The organism is Stenotrophomonas sp. LARHCG68 (assembly GCF_052871705.1).
In genome coordinates this window covers 202638-225698 of the sequence record NZ_JBIXJV010000006.1, presented here as the reverse complement: position 1 = coordinate 225698, position 23061 = coordinate 202638, and the positions used below count along the sequence as shown (strand labels likewise).

Annotated in this window: 18 protein-coding genes; all 18 read right to left on the bottom strand. The window is 69.1% G+C overall.

Features of this window, described 5'->3' with window-relative positions:
- Positions 1-1610: PDC sensor domain-containing protein (locus tag ACIPR8_RS17535; protein WP_446541844.1), on the bottom strand; the 1610-nt coding region annotated here is incomplete at its 3' end.
- A gap of 130 nt (positions 1611-1740) precedes the next feature.
- Complete coding sequence (locus tag ACIPR8_RS17530) at positions 1741-3984, bottom strand: methyl-accepting chemotaxis protein (RefSeq protein ID WP_446541843.1); 2244 nt, start codon at positions 3982-3984, stop codon at positions 1741-1743.
- A 422-nt stretch (positions 3985-4406) separates the two neighbouring features.
- Positions 4407-6368: a chemotaxis protein CheA gene (locus tag ACIPR8_RS17525; protein ID WP_446541842.1), complete on the bottom strand. Its 1962-nt coding sequence runs from the start codon at positions 6366-6368 to the stop codon at positions 4407-4409.
- A gap of 36 nt (positions 6369-6404) precedes the next feature.
- Positions 6405-6770 (bottom strand): response regulator, encoded by a 366-nt coding sequence (locus tag ACIPR8_RS17520; protein WP_087922463.1) that lies wholly within the window; start codon positions 6768-6770, stop codon positions 6405-6407.
- Positions 6767-7075, bottom strand: a complete 309-nt coding sequence (locus ACIPR8_RS17515) for an STAS domain-containing protein (protein ID WP_132863155.1) — start codon at positions 7073-7075, stop codon at positions 6767-6769. The genes ACIPR8_RS17520 and ACIPR8_RS17515 overlap by 4 nt, the downstream gene beginning before the upstream one ends.
- Positions 7076-7278: 203 nt before the next feature.
- Positions 7279-8421 carry a chemotaxis protein CheW gene (locus ACIPR8_RS17510; protein WP_446541841.1) on the bottom strand — a complete coding sequence of 381 codons (1143 nt, stop codon included), beginning with the start codon at positions 8419-8421 and terminating at the stop codon, positions 7279-7281.
- Positions 8418-9206, bottom strand: coding sequence for a ParA family protein (locus tag ACIPR8_RS17505; protein WP_446541840.1), 789 nt, complete (start codon positions 9204-9206; stop codon positions 8418-8420). The genes ACIPR8_RS17510 and ACIPR8_RS17505 overlap by 4 nt, the downstream gene beginning before the upstream one ends.
- Entirely contained in the window at positions 9206-10150 is a 945-nt protein-coding gene (motD, locus tag ACIPR8_RS17500) for a flagellar motor protein MotD (RefSeq protein ID WP_132863158.1), read from the bottom strand. Before motD ends, ACIPR8_RS17505 begins: the two co-directional genes overlap by 1 nt.
- Positions 10151-10153: 3 nt before the next feature.
- Positions 10154-10894 (bottom strand): flagellar motor protein, encoded by a 741-nt coding sequence (locus ACIPR8_RS17495; protein WP_132863159.1) that lies wholly within the window; start codon positions 10892-10894, stop codon positions 10154-10156.
- A gap of 208 nt (positions 10895-11102) precedes the next feature.
- Positions 11103-12950, bottom strand: coding sequence for a chemotaxis protein CheA (locus tag ACIPR8_RS17490; RefSeq protein ID WP_446541839.1), 1848 nt, complete (start codon positions 12948-12950; stop codon positions 11103-11105).
- A 3-nt stretch (positions 12951-12953) separates the two neighbouring features.
- Positions 12954-13574 carry a protein phosphatase CheZ gene (locus ACIPR8_RS17485; RefSeq protein ID WP_132863161.1) on the bottom strand — a complete coding sequence of 207 codons (621 nt, stop codon included), beginning with the start codon at positions 13572-13574 and terminating at the stop codon, positions 12954-12956.
- The gene (cheY, locus tag ACIPR8_RS17480; RefSeq protein WP_165931126.1) at positions 13574-13966 is read right to left on the bottom strand and encodes a chemotaxis response regulator CheY; all 393 of its coding nucleotides are present in this window, start codon (positions 13964-13966) and stop codon (positions 13574-13576) included. The genes ACIPR8_RS17485 and cheY overlap by 1 nt, the downstream gene beginning before the upstream one ends.
- A 13-nt stretch (positions 13967-13979) precedes the next feature.
- A complete protein-coding gene (locus ACIPR8_RS17475; protein ID WP_132863162.1) occupies positions 13980-14726 on the bottom strand; it encodes an RNA polymerase sigma factor FliA in 747 nt (248 codons plus the stop codon).
- Entirely contained in the window at positions 14723-15607 is an 885-nt protein-coding gene (locus tag ACIPR8_RS17470; RefSeq protein ID WP_132863163.1) for a MinD/ParA family protein, read from the bottom strand. The genes ACIPR8_RS17475 and ACIPR8_RS17470 overlap by 4 nt, the downstream gene beginning before the upstream one ends.
- Positions 15594-17384 (bottom strand): flagellar biosynthesis protein FlhF, encoded by a 1791-nt coding sequence (gene flhF / locus ACIPR8_RS17465; protein ID WP_446541838.1) that lies wholly within the window; start codon positions 17382-17384, stop codon positions 15594-15596. The genes ACIPR8_RS17470 and flhF overlap by 14 nt, the downstream gene beginning before the upstream one ends.
- Positions 17385-17535: 151 nt before the next feature.
- Complete coding sequence (gene flhA, locus ACIPR8_RS17460) at positions 17536-19644, bottom strand: flagellar biosynthesis protein FlhA (protein ID WP_192285855.1); 2109 nt, start codon at positions 19642-19644, stop codon at positions 17536-17538.
- Positions 19641-20771 carry a flagellar biosynthesis protein FlhB gene (gene flhB / locus ACIPR8_RS17455; RefSeq protein ID WP_192285853.1) on the bottom strand — a complete coding sequence of 377 codons (1131 nt, stop codon included), beginning with the start codon at positions 20769-20771 and terminating at the stop codon, positions 19641-19643. Before flhB ends, flhA begins: the two co-directional genes overlap by 4 nt.
- Positions 20772-20900: 129 nt before the next feature.
- A complete protein-coding gene (locus ACIPR8_RS17450) occupies positions 20901-23021 on the bottom strand; it encodes a putative bifunctional diguanylate cyclase/phosphodiesterase (RefSeq protein ID WP_446541837.1) in 2121 nt (706 codons plus the stop codon).
- Positions 23022-23061 lie beyond the last annotated feature (40 nt).

The window sequence follows — 23061 nt, the reverse complement described above, 5'->3', positions numbered from 1 at the left end:
GAGACCTTGGCCAGGTTGCCGTCGGCGGTTTCCATCAGGTGGTTCAGGCCGGCGACCATGTCACGGAAGTCGTGCTGGTAGCCGTCCACGTCGCCGCGCTGGGTGAAGTCACCGGCCGCGGCCGCGGTGGCCAGCTGCCGGATCTCGGTGTTGATGGCCGACAGGTTGGCCTTGATGGTGTCCACGGTCTCGGTGATCACCGCCTTCTCGCCGGGCAGGCGCTCGATGTCCACGCTCATGTCGCCGACGGAGTAGCGCTTGAGGATGTCCAGGGTGTCGCCGATGGTGGCCACGTTGCCGGCGACCAGGCCGTTGGTGGCGCGCACCATCTGCCCGTAGTCGCCGGGGAAGGCGCTCTCGTCCATGCGGTAGCTGAGCGAGCCGGCGTCGTGCTGGCGGGCCATCTCGCCCTGCGCGGCCATCACCGACTGTAGCTGCGCCTGCATGCGCTGCATCGAGGACAACAACATGCCGAGTTCGTCATCGCGCTGGGCGCGCAGGACATTGTCCAGCTTGCCTGCGGCGATCTGGTCGGACACGTTCACGGCCTGCCCCAGGGGCTGGAACACCAGCCTGCGCAGCAGCACGTACAGCGCCAGGCACAGCAGCAGTGCCGCCGCCACGCCGACGCCGATGATGGTCCACAGCAGCACGCGGGCCTGCTGCATCAGCAGCGAGCGCGGTACCACCACGCCGAAGGCGAAGTTCTGGCCGGCATTGCCGATCTTCAGCGGGACATAGGTTTCCACCACGTCCTCGCCCAGCGCGGCATCGCGGCTTTGCCCGAACACGACCTGACCCTTGGCGGTGCCGGCGAGCATCGCCTTGGTCGCGGCATCGTCGACCTTGCTGCCGACCTTGGCCGGGTCGCGGTCGGCGATGATGGTGCCGCCCGGCGACAGCAGCCGCACGTAGCCCTGTTCCATCGGGTGCATCGTGCTCAGGCGCTCCTGCAGCGACTGCAGGGCGAAGTCCACGGTCATCACGCCGAGGAAATGGTCGCCCTCCACGATCGGCGTGGCCAGCGTGGTCATCAGGATGCGACGGCCACCGATCTCATAGCTGTACGGTTCCAGCACGGCCGGCTTCTTCGAGGCACGTGGCTGCAGGTACCAGTCGCCATCGCCGGGCACGTCGTAGCCGCGCAGGGCTTCCTGCACGGGCGTGCCGTCCTGCCAGGCCCAGTAGCTCATGAAGCGGCCGCTGGCATCGTGGCCGTCGGTATCGACGAACTCGGCGTCCTTGCCGTCGAAGGCGTCCGGTTCCCACAGCGTGCCGACGCCGATCCACTGCGGGTTGGCCAGCAGCTTCTGCTGCAGGACGCTGGAGGCATTCTGGCGGGTCAGCGCGCCGGACTGGCGCAGGCTCAGGAAGCTGCTGGCCAGCGTGTCGTTGGATTCGAAGCCCAGCCCCATCTCGGCCGAGATGCGCTGCGCTTCCAGGTTGGCCATGTTCTCCAGGTTGGCACGCGAGACCGACATCAGCGCGTCGCTGCTGCGCAGGTAGATGATCATCGCGGTGAGGCCGAAGGCGAACGTTGCAACCAAAGCGGTTCCGAGCATCAGGCGCATGGCGATGCTGCGGGTAAAGGAACGTCGGGAAGTGGACATTGGCGACTACCGGCCGGGTGGAAGGAGGGGATTGATCAGTAAATCGGCTTGCCTGGGTGTTGCTTGAGGGAAACGGCAGCGGCTGGCGGTGCCTGCCGCCGCCCATGGGACGGGCGGCGGCGCGGGGACATCAGAATTCCTGCCAGTCCTCGCCATTGGCGACCACCGGTTCGATCCGGCGTGCCACCGGCGCGCGGGCGATGCGCGGGCTGGCCGGTGGCGGGCTGGCCGGGCGGCTGCGCGGCGGGCTGGCGACGCTGGCGGTGCCCGCCTTGGACGCGATGTGGAAGGCGGCCACCGCTTCGTTGAGCAGCAGTGCCTGTTCTTCCATCGCCCGGGCCGCGGCGGTGGCTTCCTCCACCAGCGCGGCGTTCTGCTGGGTGGTCTCGTCCATCTGCATCACGGTCTGATTGACCTGCTCGATGCCGGCGCTCTGCTCCTGCGAGGCGGCGGAGATCTCGGCCATGATGTCGGTCACGCGCTGCACCGAGGCCACGATCTCGCCCATCGTGGTGCCGGCTTGATGCACCAGCACCGAGCCTTCGCCGACCTTGTCCACCGAGTCCTCGATCAGGCCCTTGATCTCCTTGGCCGCGCCGGCCGAGCGCTGGGCCAGGGTCCGTACTTCCGAGGCGACCACGGCGAAGCCGCGGCCCTGCTCGCCGGCACGCGCCGCTTCCACCGCGGCGTTCAAGGCCAGGATGTTGGTCTGGAAGGCGATGCCGTCGATGACCGAGATGATCTCGGCGATCTTCTTGGACGAAGCCTCGATGGCGCCCATGGTGTTGACCACCTGGGCGACCACGTTGCCGCCTTGGCTGGCCACGCCGTGCGCACCGATGGCGAGCTGGTTGGCCTGGCGGGCCGACTCGGCGTTCTGGCGCACGGTGGAGGTCAGCTCCTCCATCGAGGCAGCGGTTTCCTCCAGGTTGGCGGCCTGCTGCTCGGTACGGCGCGACAGGTCGTTGTTGCCGGTGGCGATCTCGCTGGAAGCCAGGTTGATGCTGGAGGCCGCGTTCTGGATGCGGCCGACGATGGCGGTCAGCTGGTCGACGGTGGCGTTGGCATCGTCGCGCATCTGCGCGAACACGCCGTTGAACTGGCCGTCCATGCGCACGGTGAGGTCACCCTGGGCCAGTGCCTGCAGCACCTGGGAGACCTTGGCCAGGTTGCCGTCGGCGGTTTCCATCAGGTGGTTCAGGCCGGCGACCATGTCACGGAAGTCGTGCTGGTAGCCGTCCACGTCGCCGCGCTGGGTGAAGTCACCGGCCGCGGCCGCGGTGGCCAGCTGCCGGATCTCGGTGTTGATGGCCGACAGGTTGGCCTTGATGGTGTCCACGGTCTCGGTGATCACCGCCTTCTCGCCGGGCAGGCGCTCGATGTCCACGCTCATGTCGCCGACGGAGTAGCGCTTGAGGATGTCCAGGGTGTCACCGATGGTGGCCACGTTGCCGGCGACCAGACCGTTGGTGGCGCGCACCATCTGCCCGTAGTCGCCGGGGAAGGCGCTCTCGTCCATGCGGTAGCTGAGCGAGCCGGCGTCATGCTGGCGGGCCATCTCGCCCTGCGCGGCCATAACCGACTGCAGCTGCGCCTGCATGCGCTGCATCGAGGACAGCAGCATGCCTACTTCGTCGCGGCGCGAGGCGTCGATGCGGCGGTCGAGCTTGCCGGCGGAAACATCATCGGCCACGCGCACGGCTTCGCCCAGCGGCGCCATGATCGCGCGGATGATGGCCCAGCCCAGCAGCGCGGCCAGCGCCAGTGCCGCCGCCAGCATGCCGAACACGGCCAGCAGCGAGCGCGTGTGCGCTTCGCGCGACATCGCGGTCTCCCTGGCCAGCTGTTCCTGGTTGTACTGGGAGAGCTTCTTGAGCTGGTCGAACAGCGCGCGGCGCATCTTGCGCGAGTCGGAGCTGGAGATGGCCGAGGCGGTGGCGAAGTCATCGGCGGCGATGGCCGCGGCGATGCGTTCATGCGCCTGGAAGTACGCGGCCCGGTAGTCCTTGAGCTGGTCGTACATCGCCTTTTCCTCGGCGGTGTAGTCGGTGTCGATGTCGTCGTAGGCCTTTTCCTCGGCCTCGATCACCGTGCGCGTATCGGCCATGCGCTTGTCGTAATCGGCCAGCTGCTCGGGGTTGCCCTGGTAGGCCAGCTGCGCCTGCTCGAACGTGCGGAACTCACCGAGCTGCGCGCGCATCTCGCCCAGATGCTGCACGGCGGGCATCCAGTTCTCGTTGACCTGGCGGATCTGCTGCTGGGCGACATCCATGCGCCACACCGAGAACAGGCCCAACAGCAGGGTCAGCAGACCGGTGGTGCAGAACGCCAGCAACAGCTTCCGCGTGATCGACAGGTTCTGGAACCATTTCATTGCAGATGCCTCCGTTTGGCATTGCGTGCTACGCGCAGGCCCTTCGCGCCTGCGCAGGTAACGGGGAAGTAGGCGGGCGGCGAAGCGCCCGTGTGGTGCTGGCACCACGATGTGCTGCGGTATCGGCACTGCCGTGGGGTTCTTGACAGCCGCTGGCGAACGCTTGCTGACGGTGTTCAGGTGAATGCGTTGGGGAATGACACCGGCCGCATCGGGCCGTCGACCGTCGCAGGGCGGAGTGCGCGATGGCATCGGGTGCGGTCGCGGTGGTCGCCTGTGGAGAGGGGGTGGAAAGGGGCAGGGACGCCATTCCCGCCTGCGCGATGGCAGGCGGGGAAGGCGCCGGGTGCCGTCATGGACGGCCGGTCAGCGGCCGGTCGGCATCCCGCCAACCGGTGCGCGATGTGGGCGCGGGGCCGGGATCAGGCGGCCTGCGGGATCCGGAGCGAGCGCACCAGCCCACCGATGTCGACGATCAGCGCGACGCGGCCATCGCCGAGGATGGTGGCGCCGGAAACCCCGCCGATGCGGCGGTAGTTGTTCTCGATGTTCTTGACCACCACCTGCTGCTGGCCGAGCAGTTCATCCACTTCCAGCGCGATCTTCTGGCCATCGCCTTCGACCACCACCACCAGCGGGTCGGCATGGCGGTCATCGCGGTAGCCGTAATACTGGCCCAGCGACAGGATCGGCAGGTACTCGCCGCGCACCCGCAGCACGCGGCCTTCGCCAGCCATGGTGCGGATGTCGTCGGCCTGTGGCTGCAGTGCCTCGAGCACGTAGGCCAACGGCAGGATCAGGGTTTCGCCGGCCACCGAGACGGTCATGCCATCGAGGATGGCCAGGGTCAGCGGCAGCCGGATCAGCACGCGGGTGCCGTGGCCGGTGCGGCTTTCCAGCTGTACTTCGCCGCCCAGCGCCTGGATGTTGCGGCGGACCACGTCCATGCCCACGCCCCGCCCGGACAGGTCGGTGACCGCGTCGGCGGTGGAGAAGCCCGGCTGGAAGATCAGGTCCCAGACCTGCGCGTCGGTCGGATTGTCCGGCACGCTGAGTCCGCGCTCGAGCGCCTTGGCCAGGATCTTGTCGCGGTTCAGCCCGCGGCCATCGTCGCTGACCTCGATGACGATATGGCCGCCCTGGTGCGACGCGGCCAGGGTGATGGTGCCGGTCTCGTCCTTGCCGGCATCGCGGCGGACGTCGGGCATCTCCAGGCCGTGGTCGATCGAGTTGCGGACCAGGTGGACCAGTGGGTCGGCGATCTTCTCGATCAGGCCCTTGTCCAGCTCGGTGCCTTCGCCGACGGTGCGCAGGCGCACCTGCTTGCCAAGGCGGCTGGACAGGTCGCGGACCAGGCGCGGGAAACGCCGGAACACCGCATCCACCGGCAGCATGCGCACGCCGATGACGGCTTCCTGCAGGTCGCGGGTGTTGCGCTCGAGCAGGTCCAGGCCGGCGAACAGGCGTTCGGCGTGGACCGGGTCCAACCCGCCGGAGACCTGCTTGAGCATGGCCTGGGTGATGACCAGTTCGCCGACCAGGTTGATCAGTGCATCGACCTTGTCGACGCTGACGCGGATGGAGGTCTCCGCCTCATGCGTGCCGCTGGCCGCGGCGGGCTTGCCGGCGTCCACGGCGGGGGGAGTAGCGGCCGCTGCGGGCGCCTCGGTGGCCAGGCTGGGCGGCGCGGCCGGACGGATGTCCAGCTCGCAGTCGTCCACGACCCAGGCAAAGGTGTCTTCGATGCGGCTGCGCGGCACCTTGCCAACCAGGCCCAGGTCCCAGGCCAGGTAGGCTTCCAGCGGATCAAGCTGCTCGAATGCCGGCAGGCGCTGCATGCGCGGTTCGACGTGCAGCGAGCCCAGCGTCTCCAGCTCGCGGATGATGCGCAGCGGGTCGTTGCCGCTCATGAACAGCGACGGCGCCGGCACGAAGCCGATCTGCCAGGCGTCAGGGGTTTCTTCCTGCTTCGCGGCTGCGACGGCGACCGGCGCCGTTCCGGCCAGTACCGCCTGCAGCCGATCGGTCACCGCCTTGACCGCGGCCGGGTCGGCGGCCTGGCCGTGCTCGACCTCGCGCAGCAGTGCACGCAGCACGTCCACCGAGGCCAGCATCGCATCGACCGCATTGCCTTCCAGCGCGCGCTTGCCGGCACGCAGCTCGTCGAGCAGCGTTTCCAGCACGTGGGTGAGGCCGGCGATGGCATCGAAGCCAAAGGTGCCGGCGCCGCCCTTGATCGAATGGGCGGCGCGGAACACCGAGTTGATGACCTCCGGGTCGCGTTGGCCGTCTTCCAGCGCCAGCAGCCCGGCTTCCATCGCATCCAGCCCTTCGCGGCTTTCCTCGAAGAAGGTGGCGTGGAAACGTTGCAGGTCCATGCTCATTGGCGCGGTATCCGTGAGGGGTGCAGGCGGGGCGTATCAGCCCAGGACTTTCTGGACGGTGGCGACCAGCTGTTCGGGATTGAACGGCTTGACCAGCCAGCCGGTGGCGCCGGCGGCCTTGCCTTCGGACTTCTTGTCCGCGGCCGATTCGGTGGTGAGCATCAGCAGCGGGGTGAACTTGTAGTCCGGCAGCTGGCGCAGCTCGCGGATCAGCGCGATGCCGTCCATGTTCGGCATGTTCACGTCGGTGACCACCGCGTTGAAGCGCTGACCCTTGGCACGGCCGAGGGCGACGGCGCCGTCTTCGGCTTCTTCCACCGAAAAACCGGCCGAGGTGAGGGCGAAAGAGACCATCTGGCGCATCGACGCCGAGTCGTCCACCACCAGGATTCGTGCGCTCATGCAGCGTTCTCCACAGATTTCGTTGTGTCAGGGGTTGCTTCCAGACCGAAGGTCCGGAGGACACCGAGCAGGCGCGCGGCGTCACGGAAGGTGTCGGTAGCGTTGTCGAACACGGTGCCGTGCCCGGCTTGCTGGCGGGCCACGACGAAGGCGCACAGCACCTGCATGGCCGCGGTGTGCACGCGGGCCACCTCGCTGGCGTCGACACGCAGTTCACCGCCCTGGCCGAGATGCGCGGCCAGTTGCTGTTTCAGCTCGCTGGTGGATTCGATTCCGAGATCCTGCGACAGCGCCACAGTGCTCATCGTTGCTCCGGGACAAACGTTACTGGGAGGGGTAGCGGCATTGCACCGGGGTTCTTTAGGGCAGGTGACCTGGTGCGGTGCGGAATGTGATGGATTGCGCGGTTTGCCCGGCAGGAGCGCCTTCCGGCGCGAAATCGATGCATCCGGGGCTTGCATGCACTCTCGGTAGGGGCGTGGTTCCTGCTTGGCGCCGGAAGGCGCGCCTACTGGAGCAGGCGGGTGGCATCGAGCAGGATCATCGGCTGGCTGCCGATGCGGGCAATGCCCTTGAACAGCTCGTTGGAGATCTGGCAGATGCGCGCGGTGTCCGGGGGTTCGATCTGCGAGTCGGTCAGGTTGGCCACGTCCTCCACGGCGGAGACGCGCAGGCCCAGTGTTTCGCCGTTCTCCTCCAGCACCACGATGCGGGTCTGCGCGGAGTCTTCGGTGACCGGGACGTCAAGGTGCCGGCACAGGTCCAGTACCGGGACCACCTGGCCGCGCAGGTTCATGATGCCCAGCATCGACGGCGCGGCACCGCGCAGCGCCAGCAAGGGTACCGGCAGGACCACTTCCTGCACCTTCAACAGCTCCAGCGCATAGGCCTGCGCACCGCAACGCAGGCGCAGCCAGCGCGAGGTGCGCTCGCTGGCGCGGCGTTGCTGCGGTGGCCGTGCGGCTTGCGCCTGCAGTTCCTGCCACGTGTTCGGTACGGCGGCGGGTGCGGCAGGGGCGGGCGCAGGGGCCGGTCGCGCGGTGCGGGCCGGCGGTGGCGGTGCGGGGGCCACGCCTGCGGCCACGTCGAAGGCGGCCTGCAGGCCGGGGCTGTCGGCATGGGCAAGCCGGGCGCTTTCGGCCGCGTCGGTTTCGTAGATGACCTCGTCCGGCAGGTCGTCCCAGGTGGGCTCCGGCGCCGGCGCAGTGGCGACCGGCTCAGCAGGCACGTCGGCCCAGGTGGGTTCAGCCATGGCGCTCGCGGGTGAAGCCGCGGCGGCGGCCAGTGCGGCCTCGAACGCGGCTTCCAGTTCGGCGCTGTCGCCGGGAACGGTGGATACAGCGGCGATCGGGGCCTCTACGGGCACGGCATTGGCCCGTGCCTGGACGTCGGCCAGCGCGGCCTCGAAGGCGGCTTCCAGTTCGGCGCTGTCACCGGGAACGGTGGACGCAGCGGCGACGGGGGCGTCTACGGGCACGGCATTGGCCTGTGCCTGGACCTCGGCCAGCGCGGCTTCGAAGGCGGCTTCCAGCTCGGCGCTGTCACCCGGTATTTCGACCGGCGCGGCCGGCGCAGTGGGGGTCACCGCCGTCGGCATGCCGCCGCCGAGCAGTTCGTCCAGGTAGTCGTCCAGTGCGCCGACGGTACTCATGCCGCCTCCTGCGCTGGCCGCACGCGTGCCTCTTCGGCCAACAGCCAGTCCAGCGCGCGGCGATAGGCGGCATGGCCGCGGCCGGGGTAGTCGTCGCCCTGGATCGGCTGGACCAGGCCGGCGACCTGGCTGATGCGGGTATCCAGCGGAATGGCATCTTCCCAGACGCGCTCGCCGTGACGGTCCTGCATCGCGCGCACCGACTCGTTGCCGGCGCGGGTGCGGCGGTCGAACAGGGTCGGCAGCACCGAGATGGGCAACGGCCGCTTGCGTGAGCGCTCGACCATTTCGCCGGTGCGGACCATGCCGTCCAGGCCGTGCAGCGCCAGCGGCTCGGCCTGGGTGGGGATGACCAGGCGGTCGGCCGCGGCCAGCGCGTTGATCATCAGCAGGCCCAGCGTGGGCGCGCAGTCGAGCAGGATGTAGTCATGGCGGTCGCCGTGGCGGGCCAAGGCCTGCTGCAGCGCCAGGCCGAGGCCGGGCTGGTTGGCGCTGCGGCGTTCCAGCGTGGCCAATGACGCCTGCGCGCACAGGTAGTCCAGGCTCGGGATGTCGCTGGCGCGCGCCAGCGCGGCGATGTCGTGCGGCGGCGTGGCGAACAGTTCCTGTACGCCCTGCGGCACCGGTTCGATTGGCACGCCGAAGGCGCGGGTGAGGGAAGAATGCGGATCCAGGTCGATCAGCAGCACCTTGTGCCCGCGCGCGGCCAGGCCGCGCCCCAGTGACAGGGTGGTGGTGGTCTTGCCGACGCCACCTTTCTGGTTGGCAATGGCCCAGATACGCATCAGTGAACTCCTTCGATGACAGCGGGCACCGAGGCGGCGGCAGCGGGGGAGCTGTCGCCACGGGGGGCGTCGGTGCCGTTGGTGCCGGCGGTGGTGGTACCCGCGCCGGGCAGGTCAGCCGCTGCGGCCGAGTCGGCCAGGATGATGACCATCACCCGCCGGTTGCGGTTGCGGCCTTCCGGCAGGTCGTTGCTTTCGCGCGGACGGAACTGGCCATAGCCCACCATCGCCAGCCGTGCCGGCTGCACGCCATGGTCGGCGAACAGGTGCACGACGCTGGCCGCGCGACCGGCGGACAGCTCCCAGTTGGACGGGAACTGCGTGGTGGCGATCGGTACGTTGTCGGTGTGGCCTTCCACGCGCACGCCGTTGGGGGCATCGAGCAGCACGTCGGCCAGCTTGCCCAGGGTGTCGCGGGCGCCGGCATCGAGCGAGGCCGAACCGGTGGCGAACAGGATGTCGCTGTTGATCTCCACTTCCAGCCACAGCTCGGTGCGGCGCACCGTGATCACGCCCTGCTTGACCAGCGGCGCCAGCGCGGAGCTGAGCCGGTCGGCGATCTGGTTCAACTGGCGCTCGGCGCGCTGCAGCTGTTCCTGGTTGCGCGTGGAGACCGGCATGCGCATGTGCGATGCCATCGACGGCAGCTGGGTGGGGTCGGCCATGGCGCCGCCGGTCATGCTCGGCGAGCGGATCACCGACGGGGTGTCGTGGCCGCCGCCCTGGATCTGCATGTTGCCCACCTGCACCTGGCTGATGGTGCGCGGTGCGCCGCCGAAAGCGGTGGACAGGGAGTCGGCCATCACCCGGTACTTGCCCTCGTTGAGCGAGGAGATGGCGTACATCACCACGAAGAAGGCGAGCAGCAGCGTCATCAGGTCGGCATAGGGGATGGCCCATGCCTCATGGTTGGCGTGCTCTTCGTGGTGCTTGCGACGTGCCATGGCTCAGTTCACGAACCCGGCCAGGCTGTTTTCGATGTTGCGCGGGTTCTCGCCCTGGGCGATGGCGATCAGGCCCTCGATGACCATCTCGCGCTCGCGCGTGCTGGAGGCGATCACGCTCTTGAGCTTGGCCGAGACCGGCAGGAACAGCAGGTTGGCCGAGGCGATGCCGTAGATGGTGGCGGTGAACGCGGCGGCGATGCCATGGCCGAGCTTGCTCGGGTCGGCCAGGTTCTTCATCACCGCGATCAGGCCCAGCACGGCACCGATGATGCCCAGCGTCGGGGCGTAGATGCCCATGCCTTCGAACACCTTGGTCGCCGCCAGGTCCTGTTGTTCCTGGCTGCCGAGCTCGATTTCCATCATGTGGCGGATGGTGTCCGGCTCCACGCCGTCGACCACCAACTGCAGGCCCTTGCGGATGAACGGGTCGTCCTGCTGCTCCACCTGCGGCTCCAGGCCCAGCAGGCCCTGGCGGCGGGCGATGTTGCTCCAGTCCACGATCTGCTGGACCAGCGCGCGGCGGTCACTGGCCGGCGGGCGGATCACCCAGCGCACGATCCTGAAGGCGTGCTTGAACACCGCCGGCGAGGTATGCAGCAGGATCGCGGCGATGGTGCCGACGATCACGATCACGAACGCGGCCGGCGACCACAGCGACGACAGGCCCGCACCCTTGAGGATGCTGCCGCCCACCAGCGAAGCGAGGGCGAGGAAGAGTCCAATGATGCTGAGTCGGTCCATGGTGTTGGATATCGGCCTTGTGAAGACAGTCTTGAATCGGGGTGTTGCGTTCGCTCCCTTCCGGCGTGCGGGGGAGCTACCTGCTTCAGCCCTTCTCCCGCGCGCGGGGAAGGCTTTGCTTTAGTCCCTCTCCCGCCTGCGGGGGAGGCTTTTGCTTTAGCCCCTCTCCCGCAGGCGGGAGAGGGGAGTGCAGCGTTGGCGGCAGCTGTCAGTCCTGCCCACCGCGCAACCCATCCACGTCCAGGATCAGCGCCATGCGGCCGTCGCCGATCAGGGTGGCGCCGGCGTAGCCACGCAGGCCGCGCAGGGCGCGCGGCAGGGGCTTGATCACCACTTCCTCGCGGCCGCGGACCTGGTCCACGACCAGGCCGAAGCGGGCTTCGCCGACCTGCAGCACCACGATGGTCAGCAGCGGCGACAGGGTCGGCGTCACGCCCAGCCACTGGCGCAGGTCCACCAGCGCCAGCGTGTGGGTCTTGCGGTCCAGCACCGCGCGGCCGTCGAACCAGCCCAGCGAGGTGGCCGGGGCGTGCAGCACTTCCATCACGCGGGCCAGCGGCAGCGCATAGACGTCCTCACCGGCCTGGACCAGCAGGGTCGGCAGGATCGCCAGGGTCAGCGGCACGCGGATCAGGAAGCGGCTGCCACGGCCCAGTTCGGACTGGATCTGGATCTGGCCGCTGAGCTCGCGGATGCGCGACTGCACCACGTCCATGCCGACGCCGCGGCCGGAGATGTCGGTGACCTGCTGCTTGGTGGAGAAGCCGGGCAGGAACACCAGGTGCAGGCATTCCTCGCTGGTCAGGCGGGCGGCGGCCTCCGGGTCGATCAAGCCCTTCTCGCGGGCCTTGGCGCGCAGGCGTTCGGGGTCGATGCCGGCGCCGTCGTCCTGCACCTCGATGCTGACGTAGTCGCCTTCCTGCTGGGCGGACAGCCGCACCCGGCCCATCCGCGGCTTGCCCTGCGCCTCGCGCAGGTCGGGCATCTCCACGCCGTGGTCGATGGCGTTGCGGACCAGGTGCACCAGCGGGTCGGCCAGGGCTTCGACCAAGTTGCGGTCCAGCTCGGTGTCGGCGCCGATCAGTTCCAGGTCCACTTCCTTCTGCAGCGAGCGCGCGACGTCGCGCGCCACCTTCGGGAAGCGCGAGAACACCTTGCCGACCGGCTGCATGCGGGTGCGCATCACCGCCGACTGCAGCCGCGCGGTGGCGATGTCCAGGGTGGAGACGGCGCGGTCGAGTTCCTCGTCCTTGAGCCGGCTGCGCAGGGTCTTCAGGCGGTTGCGTGAGAGCACCAGTTCGCCGATCAGGTTGACGATGGCATCCAGGCGCTTGGTGTCCACGCGCACGGTGTGCTCGGGCTCGCTGGCCTTGGCCGGTGCGGCCGCCGGCTTGGCCGCCGCGGTGGGGCGTGCGGCCGGGGCAGGCGCCGGGCGGGGCGCTGCCGGTGCCACTGCCACTGCCGGAGCGGCGGACGTGCCGGGCGCGGCACTGCCGTGCAGCGTGTCGAGCAATGCCTCGAACTCGTCTTCGGTGATCAGGTCATCGGCGGGTTTGGCGGCCACCGCCGACGGCGCGCTCTTGCCGTGCAGGCTGTCGAGCAGGGCCTCGAACTCGTCCTCGGTGATCAGGTCACCGGCCGGCGCGACCGGTGCCGCGACCGGTGCCGGTACCGGCGCGGTACCGACGTCGAACTGCGCGATCAATGCCGCCGGCGCGTGGCCCGGCTCGGTGCCGGAGGACACCGCGTCGAGCATGGACTGCAGCCAGTCCAGCGACTGCTGGGCGGCATCGAAGTGATGGGCCAGCAGTTGCGCCTTGCCCGAGCGGGCCATGCCCAGGGTTTCCTCGGCGGCATGGCACAGCTCCACCATCGGCGTGATCGACAGGAAGCCGGCGCCGCCCTTGAGCGTGTGGAAGCCGCGGAACACCGCGTTGAGCTGGTCGGTGTCTTCCGGTGCCTGCTCCAGCGTCACCAGCTGCTCGCCCAGGCGATCGAGGATCTCCTGGGCTTCGATGATGAAATCGGCGGCGATGTCGTCGGCGAAGGCACTCATGGCTTACAGCCCCAGGTCCGACAGCAGGTCGTCGGCGTCATGCTGGCTGACCGCATGGCGGTCCAGGCCATTGACCGCCGGACCGGCCAGGCCGGCGTTGCGCACGTCTTCCTCGGCCGGGGGCAGGCCCAGTGCACCAAAGCCCTCGTGCACGCGGCGGACGATGCCCACCACGCGGCGGATGATCTGACCGGTCAGGTCCTGGTAGCTCTGGGTCAGCGCCACTTCGGTGAGGTTGTGGCGGATGCGGTCCAGCAGCTGGTCCTGGTCGGCGTTGAGGCCTTCGGCGCGCAGCCGTTCGGTCAGCTCGCGGCATTCCTCTGCCAGGTCCAGGGTGCGGTGGGTGGCCTTCTCGGTCATCTCCACCACGTGGTCCAGGCGCGCGCAGGCATCGTCCAGCTCGCCGGCTTCGCTGGGCACGCTGGGCAGCTCGCCCAGTGCTTGGCCCAGCTCGCGGGCCAACCGGCCCAGCCCGGCCACCATCGGCTGCGCGCGCAGCGCGGCCAGGGCGTCGATTTCCTGGCGCCAACGGGTTTCATCACCGTTTTCCAGCGCGGCCAGCGCATCCTGCAGGCGCTGGATCAGGGCCGACTTGTCGCTCAGCGTCTCGACAGGCAGGTCCATCAGGCGCTCGCCGTCAGTCGTTCGAAGATCTTGCCCAGCTTCTCTTCCAGGGTCTGCGCGGTGAACGGCTTGATGATGTAGCCGTTCACGCCGGCCTGGGCGGCTTCGATGATCTGCTCGCGCTTGGCTTCGGCGGTGACCATCAGCACCGGCAGGGTCTTGAGCTTGGCATCGGCGCGGATGGCCTTGAGCAGCTCGATGCCGGTCATCACCGGCATGTTCCAGTCGGTGACCACGAAATCGAACGGCTGGCTCTGCAGCATGGCCAGCGCGGCATGCCCGTCCTCGGCTTCAGCGGTGTTGGTGAAGCCCAGGTCGCCGAGCAGGTTCTTGACGATACGACGCATGGTCGAGAAATCGTCGACGATCAGGATGCGCATGTTCTTGTTCAAAAGGAATTCCTCTTCATGGTTCCTCGAAGCCGGCGTCGGCCGACTCGAAAATCTTCAGCCGACCACGCAGGCGCAGCGTGGCCTGGCCATGGATCTGGCAGACGCGCGACTCGCTGACACCGAGCACCGCGCCGATCTCTTTCAGGTTCAGTTCCTGCTCGTAGTAGAGCGAGAGCACCAGCTGTTCGCGCTCGGGCAGCTGGCTGATGGCCCTGCCCAGCTCGGCGCCGAACTGGCTGCGCTCGAGCATCTGCTGCGGGGTGGGGCCGCCGGTGGCCGGGGTGTCCAGCTCGCCCTGGTCCTCGATGCGCGACTCCAGGCTCAGCACCTGGCCGCGCGAGGCATCCTCGACCAGCCGCATGTACTCGGGCAGCGGCATTTCCATCGCCTCGGCCACCTCGGTGGCGCTGGCGGCACGGCCGCTGGCCTGCTCGAGGCGACGGATGGTGGCCGCGGCATCGCGGGCGCGACGGTGCACGGAGCGCGGCACCCAGTCGCCACGCCGGATCTCGTCGATCATCGAGCCTCGGATGCGGATCGAGGCATAGGTCTCGAACGAGGCGCCCTGTTCGGCGTCATAGCTGCGCGAGGCCTCGATCAGGCCCATCATGCCGGCCTGGATCAGGTCGTCGACCTCCACGCTGGCGGGCAGGCGCGCGGCCAGGTGGTGGGCGATGCGGCGCACCAGGTCGGCGTGCTGGGCAATGCACTCGTTGGCCGCATTGCGCTGGACTTCACGGTAATGGGCCGTTGCGTTCATGCGCTCACCTTCTGCTGGATGATGCGTTCCAGGAAGAACTCGACGCCGCCGCGCGGGGTGGTGGGGGCCTGCCAGCGCGCGGTGCGGCGGGCGATCTCCTGGATGGCCAGGGCGGCCGGTGCCGACGGGTACAGCTTCACCACCGGCTGCTGGCGCTGCACCGACACGCGCAGCCAGTCGTCCTGCGGCACGCAGCCCAGGTAGTTGAGCGAGACGTCGATCAGGAACTTCTCGCAGACGCGCACCAGCTTCTCGTACAGGGCGCGGCCTTCGTTGGGATCACGGGCCATGTTGGCCACGACCTGGATGCGGTCCACGCCGCGCTCGCGCGAGAGCACCTTGATCAGCGCGTAGGCGTCGGTGATGGAGGCCGGCTCGTCGCAGACCACCACCACGGTGTCCTGCGCGGCCTGGCAGAAGGTCAGCACGCTGTCGGTGATGCCGGCGGCGGTGTCGATGATCATCACGTCCAGGTCGCGTTCCAGCTCGGAGAACGCGTTGACCAGGCCCACGTGCTCGGCCGGCGCCAGTTCGGCCATGTGGCGGCGGCCGGACGCGGCCGGCACCACCAGCACCCCGTTCGGGCCCTCGATGATCACTTCCTCCAGCGTGCAGCGCCCGGCGACCAGGTCGGCCAGGGTGTGCTTGGGCTGAAGGCCCAGCACCACGTCGATGTTGGCCAGGCCCAGGTCGGCGTCCAGCAGCAGGGTGCGCTTGCCCATGCCGGCCAGTGCCACGGCCAGGTTGGCCGAGACATTGGTCTTGCCGACGCCGCCCTTGCCGCCGGTCACGGCGATGGTGCGCACCGGTCCTGCGGGCTCGCGCCGGGTGGCCGCGAGCGGGAAGGTGTGGGTCAGCTTGGCGTACTCACGCGACTGCATTGTTGAACTCCGGGTTGCAGGGCATATCGGCCGCGCGGCGCAAATCTTCAAGGCGAAGTACGAGATTGGCCGCCGAGGCCCGGTGCAGGTCCTCCGGCACGTCCTGGCCGTCGGTGACCCAGGTCACCGGCAGGCAGTGGTCCACGGCGATGGACAGGGCCGAGCCGAAGCGGCCGGTCTCGTCCAGCTTGGTCAGCACCACGCCCTGCGGGTTGGCGGCGCTGAAGCGGCGCACCACCTCATCCATGTCCTGGAAGGAGGTGTTGGCCGGCAGCACCAGCAGGGTGCGGATCTGGCCGGCGGCGCGCAGCCACTGCAGCTGGGCGGTGAGGGCGCGGTCGCGCTGGCCCAGCCCGGCGGTGTCGATCAGCACCAGCTTGTAGTCGGCCAGCTTCTGCAGCAGCTGGTTCAGGTCGGTGCCGCTGTTGGCCTCGTGCACGGCGATGCCGAGCTGGCGGCCGAAGCCATACAGCTGCTCGCGCGCGCCGATGCGCTGGGTGTCGGTGGTGACCAGCGCCACGTCACGCGGGGCATGGGCCTCGGCGAAGCGCGAGGCCAGCTTGGCGATGGTGGTGGTCTTGCCGGCGCCGGTCGGGCCAACCAGGGCGATCACGCCACCCGTCTCGATCGGGTCGACCGGGGCGATCGGCAGCTTGCGCGAGATCAGGCCCAGCATCAGCCCGCGGGCACGGCTGGGGTCGGTGTCGGCCGGGATCTGCAGGACCACATCGCGGGCCAGGCCGGCGTCGAAGCCGTACTCGTCCATCAGGTCCAGCGCATTGGCGCGCACCGCGCTGCCGCGCAGGCGCTCGTCGGTGAAGCGGTGCATCTCGCGCTCGATCATCTGGCGCATGCCGGCCATTTCCTGGCGCAGCTGGATGAGTTGTTCGTCGTCGCGGCGGGAGGCCACCACGCTCAGCGCCGCGGCGGTCTCCGGGGTGACCGGGATGGCGACCGGTGCCGCCGGCGCTGCAGTCACGGCCGGTACGGCCGGCGCAACGGGCACGACAGCTTCGGTCGTGGCCGCGGCAACCGGTGCGGTTACGGCGACCACCGGGGCAGCAGCCACGGGCGCTGCGGCCGGCAGTTCGGCCACTGCCGGTACCGGGGTCGGCTCCGGCTGCGGCGGATCGATCTGGAACTGGGCGCGCTGCACCGGCGGCACCGCGTCGACCGTCGCGGCCTGGGACGGCTCCTGACTGGCTGCCGGGACCTTGGCGGCGACGCTGCCGGCAGGACGGAAAGCCGGCACCACCGGCGGTTCGTCAGCCAGCAGGGTGGCGAAGTGCTGCGTCGCCACGGCCGCCGGTGCGATCGAGGCGAATGCGGCGGGCATGGCCGCCGCCGGGACGATGGCGGCGGGGATGACCGGGGCTTCGGCGGCCGGCTGCTTGAGCAACGAAGCGAAGCGGCTGCCCGGCGCCAGTTCCACGCTGGTGTCGATCGAGCGGCCAGTGGCACCCACGGCCGAGCGGGCCAGGGCGGCGACCGCGGACGTGGTGACGGCGACCGGTTCCGGCTCCGGGGTACGGCGACGGGTGACCGCGGCCATGATCGCTTCAGCGGCACTGCGCGGCTTGCTCGGGGCCGGCGGGGCCGGGCGGCTGGCTTCCAGCGCCTGCTGCACCACGGCTTCGTCGTAATGGGCGGCCGCCACGATCTCGACACCTTCCTCGATGCGGCGGTTGGAAAGGATGACCGCGTCCGGCCCATGCTCCTTGCGCACCAGGTTCATGGCGGTGCGCATGTCGGCGGCGACGAAACGTTTGATCTTCATGTTCTGGTACCGGGAGTGGGGCTGCCGCGAAGGAGTGGCGTTGGCGATGTCGTGCATGGCGTTACGGGCTCCTTCGTGCGCGGGTGTTTCGGTCGGTTGGGTGTCTGTTTTCCGTCGCCGGCCCTTTCGGGGAGCCGGCTTCCGGGCGGCGTCAGCTGATCGTGCCGACCAGCTTCAGGCGCTTGTCCTCCGGCACCTCGCTGTAGGCCAGGACCGACAGCGAGGGAACGCTGTGGCGGACCAGGCGCGCCAGCGCGGCGCGGACCGGCGCCGGTACCAGCACGACCGCAGGCTCGTTGCGGGCCTCCTGCTTGCCGACGCAATCGGCAAGACTCTGGTGGAGGCGTTCGGCGAGACCGGGTTCCAGTGCGGCACCATTGCCTTGGGTGGACTCCTGCAAGACCCGTTCCAGTTGCGGGTTGAGGGTGAACACCGGCAGTTCCGGCGACATCCCGGCAATCTCCTGCACGATGAAACGGCCCAACGCGTTGCGAACCGCCGCGGTGAGCGCGGTCGGGTCCTGGGTGACCGGCGCGGTTTCCACCAGCGCCTCGGCGATCTTGCGCAGCTGGCGGATCGGCACCCGCTCGACCAGCAGGTTCTGCAGCACGCGCGCGATCGTGGACAACGGCAGCGCCTTGGGCGAGAGGTCCTCGGCCAGCTTGGGCGCGCTCTTGGCCAGGGTCGCCAGCAGCTGCTGCACTTCCTCGTGGCCCAGCAGTTCGGGTGCGTGTTCGCGGATCAGGTGCGAGAGGTGGGTGGCCACCACGGTGGCCGGGTCGACCACGGTGTAGCCCAGCGATTCGGCGTGGGCGCGCTGGTGTGGCTGGATCCAGGTGGCATCCAGGCCGAAGGCGGGATCCTTGCCGGCGATGCCTTCCAGCTTGCCCATCGCGCTGCCGGGGTCCAGCGCCAGCTCACGGTCGGGGTGGATGTCGGCGGTGCTGACCGGCACGCCATGGATCAACAGGCGGTAGGCGGTGGCCGGCAGCTCCAGGTTGTCGCGGATATGCACCGGCGGGATCAGGAAGCCCAGGTCCTGGGTGAGCTTGCGGCGCACGCCCTTGATGCGGGCCATCAACTCGCCGCCCTGGGTCTTGTCCACCAGCGGGATCAGCCGGTAGCCGACCTCCAGGCCGAGCGGGTCGACCGGGCGCAGTTCGTCCCAGCTCAGCTCGGCGGTGGGCGAGGGCTGGGTGGCCGACAACCCGGCCAGCGCGCCGTCGCCGCCGTCCGCGGCGGCGGACTTCTCCTTGCCGGCGTTGGCCATCTCGCGCTTCCACAGCTTCCAGGCCACGAAGCCGAGCACCGACGCCAGGGTCAGGAAGGCCAGGTTGGGCATGCCCGGCACCAGGCCGACCAGGCCGAGAATGCCTGCGGTGATGGCCAGGGCGCGGTACTGGCCGAACACCTGGCCGGTCATTGCCTGCGCCATGTCCTGCGAACGCGAGGCGCGGGTGACCAGCATCGCCACCGCGCTGGACACCAGCAGCGCCGGCAACTGCGCCACCAGACCGTCACCGATGGACAGCAGGGTGTAGGTGGCGGCGGCGTCGCCGACCGGCATGCCATGCTGCAGCACGCCGACCGCCAGGCCACCGAGCAGGTTGATGAACAGGATCAGGATGCCGGCGATGGCGTCGCCGCGGATGAACTTGCTGGCACCGTCCATCGCACCGTAGAAGTCGGCTTCCTCGCGGACCTCCTCGCGGCGCAGCTTGGCTTCCTCGCGCGTCAGCAAACCGGCGTTGAGGTCGGCGTCGATGGCCATCTGCTTGCCGGGCATGGCGTCCAGGGTGAAGCGCGCGGTCACTTCCGACACGCGTCCGGCACCCTTGGTGATGACCACGAAGTTGATGATGGTCAGGATCGCGAACACCACGATGCCGACCGCGTAGTTGCCGCCGATCACGAACTCGCCGAACGCGGCGATCACCTTGCCGGCGGCTTCATGGCCGTTCTGGCCGTTGAGCAGGATCACGCGGGTGGAGGCCACGTTCAGCGCCAGCCGTAGCATCGTGGTGACCAGCAGCACGATCGGGAAGATGGTGAAGTCCAGCGGGCGCTTCACGTACACCACCGCCAGCAGCACCATCAGCGAGATGGCGATGTTGAAGGTGAACAGCGCGTCCAGCACCGGCGCGGCCAACGGCACCACCACCATGGCCAGCAGCGCCAGCACGATCAGCGGCGCACCGAGCCCGTGGCGGAGCATGTCCAGCAGGCGGCGGCCCGGCGAGGTGGTCAGCTGCGCGCTCATGGGCGGCCCTCCGGACCAAATTCATCCACTTCGAGCGGCGGCAGCTGCGGCATCGGGCCGGTGTTCCACTGGCGCAGCTGGTAGACGTAAGAGAGGACCTGGGCGACGGCCGAATACAGTCTCACGGGGATTTCCTTGCCGAGTTGGCTTTCCCGATACAAGGCGCGTGCCAAAGGCGGGGCCGAGACGATGGTGACGCGGTTGCCGTCGGCCACCTGGCGGATGCGCAGGGCCAGCTCGTCCACGCCGCGGGCGACCACGGTGGGGGCGTTCATGCGGCCGCCCTCGTACTTCAGGGCCACGGCGTAGTGGGTGGGGTTGACCACCACCACGTCGGCGCTGGGCACCGCTTCCATCATCCGTCGCTGCGAGAGCTGCATCTGCATCTGCCGGATGCGGCCCTTGACCTCCGGGCTGCCCTCACTTTCCTTGAGCTCGCGCTTGAGCTCCTCGCGGGTCATCTTGAGCTTCCGCAGCCAGTTCCATTTCTGGTAAGGCGCATCGATGGCCGCCAGCAGGGCCATGGCGCCGGCGGTGGCCAGCAGCAGCTTCATGGTGAAGCCCAGGCCGTTGCCGGTGGCACTCTCCAGCGGCTGGTGCAGCAGCCCGCGCAGCAGGTCGATGCCGTGCCAGATGCACAGGCCGCCGGCGGTACCGACGAACAGCACGCGCAGCACCGACTTGACCAGCTCGGCCACCGCCTCGGCGCCGTACAGGCGCTTGAAGCCGGTGAGCGGGTTGAGCCGGTTGAGGTCGGGCATCAGCGCCTTGTTGGAGAAGCGCAGGCCGCCCATCAGCACCGGGCCGATGAAGCTGGCCAGGATGCAGACCAGCAGCAGCGGCCAGAACGCCAGCATCAGCCGCAGCAACATCCAGCCGGCATGGCCGAACAGGGCGTCGGTGGAGTGGAGCAGGGCCGGCTCGGGCGCCAGGGCCGCCTTCATCCATTGCCGTGCCGAGGCCGCCATGGAACCGGCGCTGGCATGCAGGCCGAGCACGGCCGCGGTGAACACGGCGGCCGTGGCCAGTTCGCGCGAACGCGGGATGTTGCCGTTCTCGCGGGCCTCGCGCAGGCGCTTTTCAGTCGGGAGTTCGGTCTTTTCCCCGGCCTGTTCGTTCTCGGACATTGCACGGTCTGGATGAAGGATTCATCCGGTGCCGTGCAAGAACCGTTCCGCGCGGTCTCACTGTCCTTGAAGACATGGCCCGTCGGTGGCGGCGGGGAAGCCGGCGGCCGTTGGCCGCCGGTGCCGGTGTCAGGCCTGGTGGTTCTGGTAGGCGGACAGGCGGGCGTCCAGCGCCGCCTGCCGCGAATCGCCGCCATGCAGGCGCATGAAGTTCTCGGCGCTGACCGGGCGGCCGAGCAGGTAGCCCTGCAGGTGGTCGCAGCCCAGCCGCTCGACGTAGGAACGCTGGCCCGGGGTTTCGATGCCCTCGGCCACCACCGACAGGTTCAGTGCGTGGCCCAGCGCAACGATGGCCGACACGATCACCACGTCCTCGTCGCTCTCCTCCAGCGCCACCACGAAGGCACGGTCGATCTTGATCTCGGTGGCCGGGACCCGCTTGAGGTGCAGCAGGCTGGAGAAGCCGGTGCCGAAATCATCGATGGAGATGCCCACGCCCAGCGCCGCGACGCTGCGCAGCACGTTGATGGCGTTGTCGGCGTCGCGCATCACCGCGCTCTCGCTGACCTCCAGGATCAGGCGCGAGGGCGGCAGCTCGTGCAGCTCCAGCGCGCTGCGGACCTCATCAAGCAGTTGCGGCGAGCCGAGCTGGCGCCCGGACAGGTTCACCGAGATGCTCCACTCGGTGTTGCCGGCGTCATGCCAGCTGCGCATCTGCCGGCAGGCCTCGTTGAGCACCCAGTTGCCGAGCGTTTCCATCAGCCCGTTGAGCTCGGTCAGGCGGATGATGCGTTCGCTCGGGACGTAGCCGTGTTCGGGGTGGCGCCAGCGGATCAATGCCTCCGCGCCGCTGATCCGGCCGGTCTCGGCATGCACGCGCGGCTGGTAGTGCAGGGACAGCTGCGGGCCGCCGATGGCCTTGCGCAGGTCCTCGAGCAGGCGCCGGTCCTGCTCGGCGTTGTCGTTCATCCATTCGGCGAACAATGTGTGCCCGTTGCGCCCGGCCTGCTTGGCGTAGCGCATGGCGATCTCGGCCATGTTGACCAGCGGCGGGGCGGACTGGCCGTGCTCGGGGGACAGGGCGATGCCGAGGCTGCCGGTGATGCGCATGTCACGGCCGCCGACCCGCACCGAGTTGACCGCCAGGATGATGCGCTCGGCCTGGGCTTCGATGTCCTTGCCGTCGGTGACCGGCATGGCGATCACGAACTGGTCGCCGCCGAGCCTGCCCACCAGCTCCTCGTTGGGGAACAGCTGGCGCAGGCGTTCGGCCACGTCCACCAGCGCGGCATCGCCGGCCTGGGGGCCGTAGGCGCCATTGATGTGGCGGAAGCCGTCCAGGTCGATGGACATCACCGCGCAGGCCTGGCCGGCTTCCAGCAGTTGCTCGATGCGGTCATGGGCCAGCTGGCGGTTGGGCAGGCGGGTCAGCGAGTCGTGCTGGCTGGCGTGGAACAGCTCCTTGCGGGCATCGTCCAGCGACGCCACCAGCATCGAGTTGCGCAGGTGCAGCAGACGCGACTGCATGCGCTGCTCCAGCAGCGAGAAGGTCAACACGATCGCCATCACGCCGACGGTGAGCAGCACCACGCAAGCCGCCAGCCACTCGGTGGGTACGCCACCGCTGCGGGCCGCGCCGCAGATCGAGCCGGCGGGGAAGTTGGCCGCCGCCATGCCGGTGTAGTGCATGCCGACGATGGCCAGGCCCATGATCACCGAGGCGATCAGCCGCGGAGGCAGGGCCTGCTCTGCGGTGCGGAGGCGGAAGGCGATGTACAGCGCGCTCCACGAGGCCACCACGGCGATGACGATGGAAAGCACGAACCAGAGGCGGTCGTACTGGATATCCGGCTGCATGCGCAGCGCGGCCATGCCCACGTAGTGCATCCAGGCGATGCCCAGGCCCATCAGCAGCGCCCCCAGCGCCAGACGCAGGTGCGGCAGGGTCGGTTGCGAGACCAGCCACAACGCGAACAGCGATGCGGCGATGGCCACCAGCAGGGATTGCAGGGTCAGCCACAGGTCGTAGCCCAGCGGGATCGGCAGTCGGAAGGCGAGCATGCCGACGAAGTGCATCGACCAGATGCCGGCGCCCATCGCCACGCCGCCGGCGATCAGCCAGCGCGCCGCGGTACGGCGGGGTTGGGATGCCGATACCCGCGAGGCCATGTCCAGGGCCGTGAACGAGGCCAGGATGGCGACAAGGATGGACAGCACCACGAACAACGGGTTGTAGCTGCCTGCGAGCATCAAACCCCTCCCTAGTTGATCAGGCCGTCGGCATGCCGCC